This window comes from Bacillus sp. ISL-78 (assembly GCF_018613455.1).
GTDB lineage: Bacteria > Bacillota > Bacilli > Bacillales > DSM-1321 > Peribacillus > Peribacillus frigoritolerans.
In genome coordinates this window covers 1-8,515 of sequence record NZ_JAGGQC010000055.1, presented here as the reverse complement: position 1 = coordinate 8,515, position 8,515 = coordinate 1, and the positions used below count along the sequence as shown (strand labels likewise).

At 35.0% G+C, this 8,515-nt stretch carries 9 protein-coding genes; 5 read left to right on the top strand and 4 right to left on the bottom strand.

The genetic code is table 11. The features are described 5' to 3' along the window. Window positions 1-126: 126 nt before the first annotated feature. Window positions 127-765 (bottom strand): HD domain-containing protein, encoded by a 639-nt coding sequence (locus tag J7I96_RS27375; protein ID WP_214771393.1) that lies wholly within the window; start codon window positions 763-765, stop codon window positions 127-129. A gap of 102 nt (window positions 766-867) precedes the next feature. Further along, the gene (locus J7I96_RS27370) at window positions 868-1,785 is read right to left on the bottom strand and encodes a LysR family transcriptional regulator (RefSeq protein WP_311315262.1); all 918 of its coding nucleotides are present in this window, start codon (window positions 1,783-1,785) and stop codon (window positions 868-870) included. A gap of 411 nt (window positions 1,786-2,196) precedes the next feature. On the opposite strand from J7I96_RS27370, the gene J7I96_RS27365 reads away from it, so the two are divergent. Continuing rightward, window positions 2,197-2,808 carry an FMN-binding negative transcriptional regulator gene (locus J7I96_RS27365; RefSeq protein WP_214771389.1) on the top strand — a complete coding sequence of 204 codons (612 nt, stop codon included), beginning with the start codon at window positions 2,197-2,199 and terminating at the stop codon, window positions 2,806-2,808. A 238-nt stretch (window positions 2,809-3,046) separates the two neighbouring features. Here the strand turns inward: J7I96_RS27365 and pdxR are convergent, their stop codons facing one another. Continuing rightward, the gene (gene pdxR / locus J7I96_RS27360; protein WP_214771386.1) at window positions 3,047-4,432 is read right to left on the bottom strand and encodes a MocR-like pyridoxine biosynthesis transcription factor PdxR; all 1,386 of its coding nucleotides are present in this window, start codon (window positions 4,430-4,432) and stop codon (window positions 3,047-3,049) included. A gap of 125 nt (window positions 4,433-4,557) precedes the next feature. Here pdxR and J7I96_RS27355 point away from each other — a divergent pair, with 125 nt between their 5' ends. Further along, the gene (locus J7I96_RS27355; RefSeq protein ID WP_214771383.1) at window positions 4,558-5,181 is read left to right on the top strand and encodes an FMN-binding negative transcriptional regulator; all 624 of its coding nucleotides are present in this window, start codon (window positions 4,558-4,560) and stop codon (window positions 5,179-5,181) included. Between the two features lie 235 nt (window positions 5,182-5,416). Then, on the top strand, window positions 5,417-6,055 hold the full coding sequence (locus J7I96_RS27350) for a LysE family translocator (RefSeq protein WP_214771380.1): 639 nt from the start codon (window positions 5,417-5,419) through the stop codon (window positions 6,053-6,055). Window positions 6,056-6,654: 599 nt separating this feature from the next. On the opposite strand, the gene J7I96_RS27345 is transcribed toward J7I96_RS27350, so the two are convergent. Further along, complete coding sequence (locus J7I96_RS27345) at window positions 6,655-7,200, bottom strand: cysteine hydrolase family protein (RefSeq protein ID WP_214771484.1); 546 nt, start codon at window positions 7,198-7,200, stop codon at window positions 6,655-6,657. Window positions 7,201-7,319: 119 nt separating this feature from the next. Here J7I96_RS27345 and J7I96_RS27340 point away from each other — a divergent pair, with 119 nt between their 5' ends. Further along, the gene (locus tag J7I96_RS27340) at window positions 7,320-7,763 is read left to right on the top strand and encodes an Lrp/AsnC family transcriptional regulator (protein ID WP_214771377.1); all 444 of its coding nucleotides are present in this window, start codon (window positions 7,320-7,322) and stop codon (window positions 7,761-7,763) included. Between the two features lie 96 nt (window positions 7,764-7,859). Further along, complete coding sequence (locus J7I96_RS27335) at window positions 7,860-8,096, top strand: hypothetical protein (RefSeq protein ID WP_214771374.1); 237 nt, start codon at window positions 7,860-7,862, stop codon at window positions 8,094-8,096. The last annotated feature ends 419 nt before the right edge of the window (window positions 8,097-8,515 follow it).

Sequence of the window (8,515 nt, the reverse complement as noted above, 5' to 3'; positions counted from 1 at the left end):
GGGGAAATCAACCACACCGCACTACTTGGTAAATAGCAACAAAGTACGCGAAAACAGCCTTTATTTTTTAGTAGCTTCCTTGGTCGATATAACCTTTTTGTAAAAACTTTCTGTCTTTTTTGTACCCTATTCTGTCCAAGGTGAATGCAAAATACAATCACAGAAATTTTTATTTTTATATTCCGGTCTAAAATATTCAATAATATCTTCCTTCATATTGCCAAAAGTAGTTTCTGGCTTATGTTTAAAGCCCTCATAAAACGCTGGAATAATGTCCTTTTTGAAATTGTTGCGTGGGAAGGCTTTTATAATTTCTTCACGCAAGTCGTCAGGGAATTGTTCAAAGCCATCTCCCATCACATCTAAACCGACACCTGAAAAGAGTAGTGCCACTTCAGCTTCTTTATGTTCTGCAACGCCAGGTGTCGTATGTAATGCAATAGCATCCCATACAAGACGAATCGACTCATCTGGAATTTGATACTGTTGTAAAAAGCTCCTCGCTGCATTTGCACCGTCTACTTCAAATCGTAAATTTGGACTGCTGAACTTTTTTGTTAAACCCAAATCATGGAATAATGCACTAACATATAGCAGCTCTAAATCATGAGTCCGCTTCGTTTTTTTTCCGTTGACTGCACCAAATAAAAATACGCGATTTGAATGATTCCACAACAAGTCGTCCCCATGCTCGCGTAAAAGATCTGCTGCTTCTTTAGCCAATCGAGAATCTGGAATTTTAATACCTGCTACTTCTTGAAACATATGAAAATCCCCTTTACAATTTGATTATGAACTTGTTTTCATTGTAAAGAGGAATTTATCATTTATCCATCCAATCATTTCTATGATAATAATAGATAAAAACTATAATATAGAACTTTTTAAAGAAGCTATCTCATCTTTTTCTGTATGAAAACGCAGCCTTTCGATTTCACATAATAATAACTCTATATACTTACGTGCTGCATAATTGATAAAACGATTCTTTTTCATCACGAGATAGACAGATCTAGTCAAAGTTGGTTTTTCAATACGCTGGAAAAATAAATCCTCTGTATCATAAAACTCATATAATGTACGCGAAACAAAACTGCGGCCAACCCCATTTCGAACGAGCTTCAAGATAGATTCAATGCTAGACGTTTCGACGATAGGTTCTAACTGCCTGCCAACCTCAAGACTCGTTTTATCAAGTATTTTTCTGCATTGATGGATATTTGGAAATAAAATAAGCGGACTTTCTATAACATCGGAAAATGAAGCCTTCTGCTCTCCGGTACTTTGATTACTAATCAGGTAAAATTCTTCATCATACAACTTCGTCACCATCAACATATCCTCACGATTGAATTCAAAACCAATACCAAAATCAGCTTGATTCTCTAAAACAGCCTTTTCCACTTGATCCGTACTTTGAACAAGCACTTTTATGTTTGGATATAATTGGTTGAATTTAATGCACAAAGTGGATACCAGATCAGTTATTTCTCCTGGTAACACGGCAATTTTCAATTCCCCGATTTCTACTTTTGTAATTGCTCTAATTTGAGAAGATATACTTTGTAAGGAATTTTGAATATTCAATGCTTCTTGTTGTACGATTTCCCCCACCTTAGTAAGTTCAATCTTCTTCCCAATACGGTTAAATAGTGCATAGCCTACATCTTGTTCAAGCATTTTAATTTGATGGCTTAAAGTTGGTTGCGAAATTCCTAATTTTTCAGCTGCTTTTGTAAAATGTAGTTCTTTACTGACCATTAAGAAATATTCTAAATGTCTTATTTCGATACTATATCAATCCTTTCTAATGAAAATAATTAAATCTGTATGCTTCCAATAAAATAATCTAGTTATTAAGTTACTTTAGTTGAAGGCTGGAATAAAATTAAAAAACACTAATAGCTATCTATTATTTTGGTTCATAAATAACTTGCTATGATTGTGGATAACGGGTCTGGTTAAAGTGAAATCATGTCTAATTACTGAATAAAATTGAAGTCGTAATTAATTCACTAAATGTAAGTTTATATACGTCAAAGGTCTTCATTATATGAAGATTGTAATCACCATTGACATGTACAATTAATAATAATTGTATCTTTTTAGATGTCAAATTACATAATAGAATATCTCCTATAATACTTAAAATTTGAGATAGCCGAATATAAAGGCTTTATCGAGGAGGAGCTAATCATGTATATACCTAAACATTTTCAACTAAAGGATGAAGAAATAATTTATGACTTTATTGAAAAGTACAGCTTTGCCACTTTATTTTCTCAACACAATGGAGAACCATACGCTACCCATCTTCCACTCACATTAAATAAAGGTGAAAGTGCCTTATATGGTCATTTTGCCCGCCCAAACGAACAATGGAAGGATATAGAATACCAACAAGTTCTTGCAGTTTTCCAAGGTCCTCACTCTTATATATCTCCTTCTTGGTATGAAACAACGATGGCAGTTCCAACTTGGAATTATGTCTCTATCCATTTATATGGAAAGATGCAGATTGTCAAAGATCAAAAAGTCATATTCGATTCCTTGAATGATATGGTAAACAAATATGAAAGTACAGATAGCCCATACAATTTAATTGATGTGGATTCCAGATTTATCGAAGGAATGGGTAAAGGGATTGTAGCATTTAAAATAAAAATCACAAAAATTGAAGCGAAAGCTAAATTAAGTCAAAATCACCCTGTGGAACGTCAAGAATTAATTGTTAAGCATCTTGAAAACACTTCTCAACAAGATAATATACAAGTAGCATCTCTTATGAAGAAAAATCTACAAAAATAAAAGTTATTCGACTTTGTCTTGTTCAACTAATGTGGTAGATTTCTTTAAAAAATAAGCCTAATTTCAGATGGGAATTAGGCTAAAAAATACCCTCTAATTTATTTATGAAGAATAGAATACAGCTGCACTTAATGTCATCGCAATAAAAAATTAAGTGCACTTTGAAGATTATTTATCATTGCAGCACCAAACATTCAATTAAAACAGCTACAATCCGTTTGTTCAAAGAATGGTGGAGTTATTCTTTGAACCAAGCCTTCTTTAAGAGTTTCACACCCACATCAATTTCATTGTAAGAAAGATTACTGAAACCTAATTTAACCATTGGTCCGTCGGTGTTATTTTTAACGTAGTAGAGGGAAGTAGGATACACAGTAACTCCATGTAAGGAAGCTTGCTGAATTAACCATTCTTCTGAATGCTTCAGATGTACTTTGACTAATACGTACAAACCAGATTGTTCTCCAATAATGGATATATTTTGAGCGAATTGCTCTTTTAAAGCGGATACTAAGTGCTGCATTTTTCTTTTATAAACTAGGCGCATGCGTTTAATATGTCTACTCCATTCTCCCTCTTCCATAAATTTAGCCATTGTAAGCTGGCTAAGCAGGGATGTAGTAGCTTCAAAATGAAGAAACTGATTTTTATAACGATTTAAAAGTGGCTGTGGCAAGACCATATAACTTAAACGAATTCCTGGAAGAAAGGACTTCGAGAAATTCCCCAAATAAATGACTTTTGCTGAATCAATGGAGGCAAGAGCAGGGAATGGTTTTTGTGTATAGCGAAATTCACTATCATAATCGTCTTCGATAATGTATCCACGCATCTTGTTAACCCAATGAATAATCATTTGCCGTTGTTGGATAGACATGCTTACTCCAATTGGACTTTGATGGGAAGGAGTTACATAGATTAATCTTGATTTCATTTGTTCTAATTGTGAAAGTTCAGCACCTGTTTCATAAACCGGCAAAGTTTCAAACTTAAAGCGATGGAAATGAAAAGCTTCCCTAGCACCGTCGTAACCAGGGTCTTCAACTATAATACTCTGGAATTCATCCTTCAGTATATGTCCAAGGTATACAAGCATTTGTTGGGTACTGCTTCCGATAATAATTGCATTTGCATTTGTTTTCACGCCGCGTGATTGGAATAAATATGTGGAGATTTGTTCCCGCAGGCACTCTTCCCCAAATGGTTCCCCGTATCGAAAGCTATCCTGTAATGTTAATACTTGATTAGCAATTTTCCTCCAAATCTTCAGTGGGAAATGGGTTTGATCAACGGCATCTGCCCTGAAATTTACTACTGGAGGTCTCTTGGACTCAGTCTGCTTTTTATCATAAGAGATTAAGGGTTCCTGAAATAAACGGGGTTCTAACTCATTAGCAAAATAACCTTTTCTGCCCTCTCCGCGAATATACCCTTCAGCAACAAGTTGTTCATATGCAAGTAAAGTTGTATTGCGGCTTACATGTAAAGAATCTGCAAGTTGACGAATGGAGGGTAATTGCTCATTTGCCAGAATGTCTCCTTGTTCAATATATGATTTAAATTTCTCATAGATTTGTTTGTATTTTGGGGCGTTATCATTGAACGTAAAAATGGTATTATTCATTTGCATTCCCTCTGACATGTATTTTTGTTTATTATTGTACCTTTTTTTATGTCAACTTGTATAATAATATTTTTTTATCGAATAGTTATTTTTAAAATTCAAAACAAGTTGAAAGGAAGATTGCTGTGTACATTCCTAAGCAATATCGTATGAAAAATGAAGAAGCAGTTCAAATTATGAAGTCCAACCCGTTTGCCTTATTAGTTACTGTTAATGAACATCGTCCTTTGGCTACTCATATTCCTTTGGAAATTCGCGAAGACGAAGGAAAAATCTATGCAACTGGGCATATTGCATATGGAAACATGCAGAAAAAGACTTTAGTCAACAATAGTGATGTGTTACTGATTTTTCAAGGGCAGCACGCTTACATTTCATCAAGTTGGTATCAGTGCGAAGAGGTTCCTACATGGGACTATCTAGCTATACATGCGTATGGATCAGCGCGTTTAATCACTGAAGACGAGCTGATTTCCTCCTTGGATACTATGCTTAATCATTATGAGGGTCACCGGGAAAATGGCCGGACCTGGGAAACCTTTGATCCAGAGTTGATAAAGAGTGAAATGAAAGGAATAGTGGGCTTTGAAATTGAAATCACATCTATTCAAGCTGCAGCCAAAATGAGTCAAAATCGTAATGACACCGATTACAAAGCGATTATTACAGAGCTTGAAAAATCAAATGAACAAGGGGAAATTCAGGTTGCGCAATGGATGCGTGAGCAAAGGAAAGGGTTAATTGAATGATTGGCATATTACTAGGGTTTGCTGTGGCAAATGCAAAAATGGTGTTTATCATTTAGGTAAATACCATTCCTTACAGACAAGAGTTTATAAAACAGTTGGAACAGATTCCTTTTCTAAATGAGAAACAAATCGCCTCCTTGATGAAAGCGAACCTTAAAAAAGTGTAACCTTCCTTTCACCATCAAGGAGGAGCCCAATAAATCATGTGCCAAAATACAATAAGGAGTTGCTTTTTATGGAGTTTTCAAATATTTGGCTATTTGTACTTACTGCTGCTACGTTGTTAATAATACCTGGACCGGCTGTGTTGTATATTATGGCAAGAAGTATTGAACAAGGTAAGAAAGCGGGTATAGTATCAGTTCTTGGTGTATCTCTTGGTGGTTCTGTTCACGTTTTAGCTGGAGCGATTGGAGTTTCAGCGATTCTTATGACATCAGCGACAGCCTTTAATATCGTTAAATGCTTGGGTGCTGTTTATCTAATCTATCTCGGGTGCAGGACTTTATTTTCAACATCTGATCGAACGGCTTCAGCAATTCCAACAGCCCCTCGTAAACGGTCATTAAAGATATTTTACGAATCTGCGCTCGTAGAAGTAATGAATCCTAAGACAGCACTCTTCTTTTTAGCCTTCTTTCCGCAATTCATATCACCTTCGGCCGAATCAGTCACAATACAATTTTTATTTTTAGGAATTATATTTATTATCCTAGCTTTCATTAGTGATGGTCTTTATGCATTTCTTGCAGCAAGTATTAGAAAGCGGATCCTGGGTAGTGAAGTGAATTCTAGGTTGCAGAATCGAATAACTGGTTATTTATATATTGTTCTAGGGGTATTCTCCGCTTTTGCCAGCCCTTCCAAATCATAGAGTGTTTTGATGAAATTTATCGAGTTGCAACACAACAAAAATCGATTCTACTAAGATAATGGGTAAAATGAAATGGAAATATATTTTATGCCTAGATTTATCATTGAAAATGATTTTTGGTCGTTAGTCCCTCATGCAATTGCATGGTCTTACCTCTGTTTGTTGACAAAGGGGGTACTGAATTAAAAAATCTCTTAATGCATATCTTTCATCAAATCATAAAGGAAAGAGAAGTCAATGACAGCTTCAATTTTACGAACCAGGCCCAAAGGTGCAGAGAAGTAATTCATCATTTTTTGTTTTTAATGGGAATAATGAAAGTGAAATTTTGGGAGTGAGATTAGTGTTTATTTGATGCGGCATTTTAGTATTGAGGTACTGTCACATGCCCCGGCTTGATGGCATGTGAGGGTATACCTTTAACATCATTTCTCTTTTATTGTTGTATGAGTTTTTTTGTGCAACGGGTAGTTGAACATTAGCAGGAAACTGCAAGCTACAACTTGGATAACAGTCTAACATCAGTGAAAAAGGGAGCTTGTTTTAAAACAAGCTCCCACTTATAATAAAGTATTGGTTTTACAAGGTTGTGTTATTTTTTATTTCAGGAAATCCTCGGTCGAAATTACATTGGCATACATACCGTTAAGTGCGCTGACAAAGGAATAATGGACCTGTTCAGCTGGAACGACCTTATCTTTATAAGGTAAGTCTCTTGTCGCACATGCATCTTCAATAAGTGTAGTTTCAAAGCCTAGATCCACTGCAGCTCTGACTGTGGCATCAATGCACATATGCGTCATCATACCTACAATCACTAGCTTTGTTACTCCTTTTTCTTTTAATTTGCTTTCTAATTCAGTCTGTAAAAAGCTGTTGGGGAAATGTTTTACGATAATGCTTTCGTGTTCTAATGGTAGAACAGCTTCATTTAGTTTAACTCCATCCGTATTCGGAAGAAAAAAGCCTAACCCAGGATCACTAGCGATATGCTGGACATGAAAAATATTATCTTTGTTATTCTGCCTAAACCATTCAAGAACTTTAGCAGCATTAGCGGCTGCTTTTTCAGGGTTACTTAATTCCATCTTTCCTTTTGGAAAATAGTCATTTTGAATATCGACAATGATTAAAGCTGTGCTCATTATTTCCACCTCTTTAAAAAATTTTAGTACAATATAATGATAAATGATATATTGATTTCTATCGATACTTTGATGAATCACTTTTTTATCAAAGGATTTCATGGTGAAAGGAATTTATTATGGAACTTGATAACATTGATTTTCAAATCCTTCGGTTATTATCCGAAAATTCACGTATTCAATGGAAAGACTTAGGTGAACAAATTCATATGACGGGACAAGCAGTAGGAAACCGGATTAAAAAACTTGAGGAAAATGGAGTAATTAAAGCCTACTCACTAATAGTCGATGAAATGAAATTAGGACTTTCTTATACAGCACTTGTCATTATTTATATGAAAACAGCAAACCATGATTTGTTTATACGTTTTATTAATGATAGAAATGAGATAGTTGAAGCTCACCGAGTATCGGGGGAAGGTTGTTACCATTTAAAAATAAAAGTTAACTCTCAAGAACTATTGAATCTATTTCTTAATAAAATTCTCGATTATGGGAACTATTCTTTATATCTATCAATACAAGAGATTAAGCAACATAATCCGTTGACTGCCACAATATAATAAATATATTTTTATTCTTAAGAAGGTAATGTATCATGTATTCCCGATCATCCTGCATCGTTCCAAGTATGGAGATTTTCGACTGGTATAGTAGCAATGGGAATAGTCTTTTTAAATATCGTAGATCCGGAAGGGAAAAGTAAAACGTTAGATGATTATGCGCTTGCTGATGTTGGTGTTGGAATGGTTGAAATAGTAATTGTTAGTTCTGCTCCTGAATTGATGATGACGGACCAACATTGGTTGTTTACGTTAGTTACCGTAGTAGCAGGATCTGCTATCTTATTATTCCCAAAATTGCGAGGAATGTGGGTAAAACCAGGAATCCGCTAAATAGATATAGTGTAGGCTTAAACAAGGGGATAGATTGTTAAAGAAGATGGTCAATGAACTTAATCTGTCATGAAACCAAACCCGAAGGTGGAAGTTAATTAATGTATCGAGGAAATTAGTACTGTTCTTTTAATCCGGTTGCACAACATTTTGTTTTTTACTGGGTTAATCAAGTGAAACGATCGTACCTGTTCCATTTTGTTCATCCACGTGCTCAATGTGGTACTTTCCTCGTTGCGGGTTACGTTAGCCATAATTGTTGATTAAGCAATTTCTTCTGCTCGTTTAGCTACCCCATTTGGTTTGCAACAATTATAATATTTGTTCCAATTTCCTTAAGAATGTTTTATTAAAATAATCCAAGAGTCCTTACTTAACTAAGAGGTTGCTGTGGCAGCCTTTTTTGTATGAAAACACAA

Bases quoted from the DNA above. Each gene is read 5' to 3' on its own strand.
- J7I96_RS27345 (WP_214771484.1), bottom strand. From the start codon at position 7,200: ATGAGCACAGCTTTAATCATTGTCGATATTCAAAATGACTATTTTCCA.
- J7I96_RS27340 (WP_214771377.1), top strand. From the start codon at position 7,320: ATGGAACTTGATAACATTGATTTTCAAATCCTTCGGTTATTATCCGAA.
- J7I96_RS27335 (WP_214771374.1), top strand. From the start codon at position 7,860: ATGGGAATAGTCTTTTTAAATATCGTAGATCCGGAAGGGAAAAGTAAA.
- J7I96_RS27375 (WP_214771393.1), bottom strand. From the start codon at position 765: ATGTTTCAAGAAGTAGCAGGTATTAAAATTCCAGATTCTCGATTGGCT.
- pdxR (WP_214771386.1), bottom strand. From the start codon at position 4,432: ATGAATAATACCATTTTTACGTTCAATGATAACGCCCCAAAATACAAA.
- J7I96_RS27365 (WP_214771389.1), top strand. From the start codon at position 2,197: ATGTATATACCTAAACATTTTCAACTAAAGGATGAAGAAATAATTTAT.
- J7I96_RS27350 (WP_214771380.1), top strand. From the start codon at position 5,417: ATGGAGTTTTCAAATATTTGGCTATTTGTACTTACTGCTGCTACGTTG.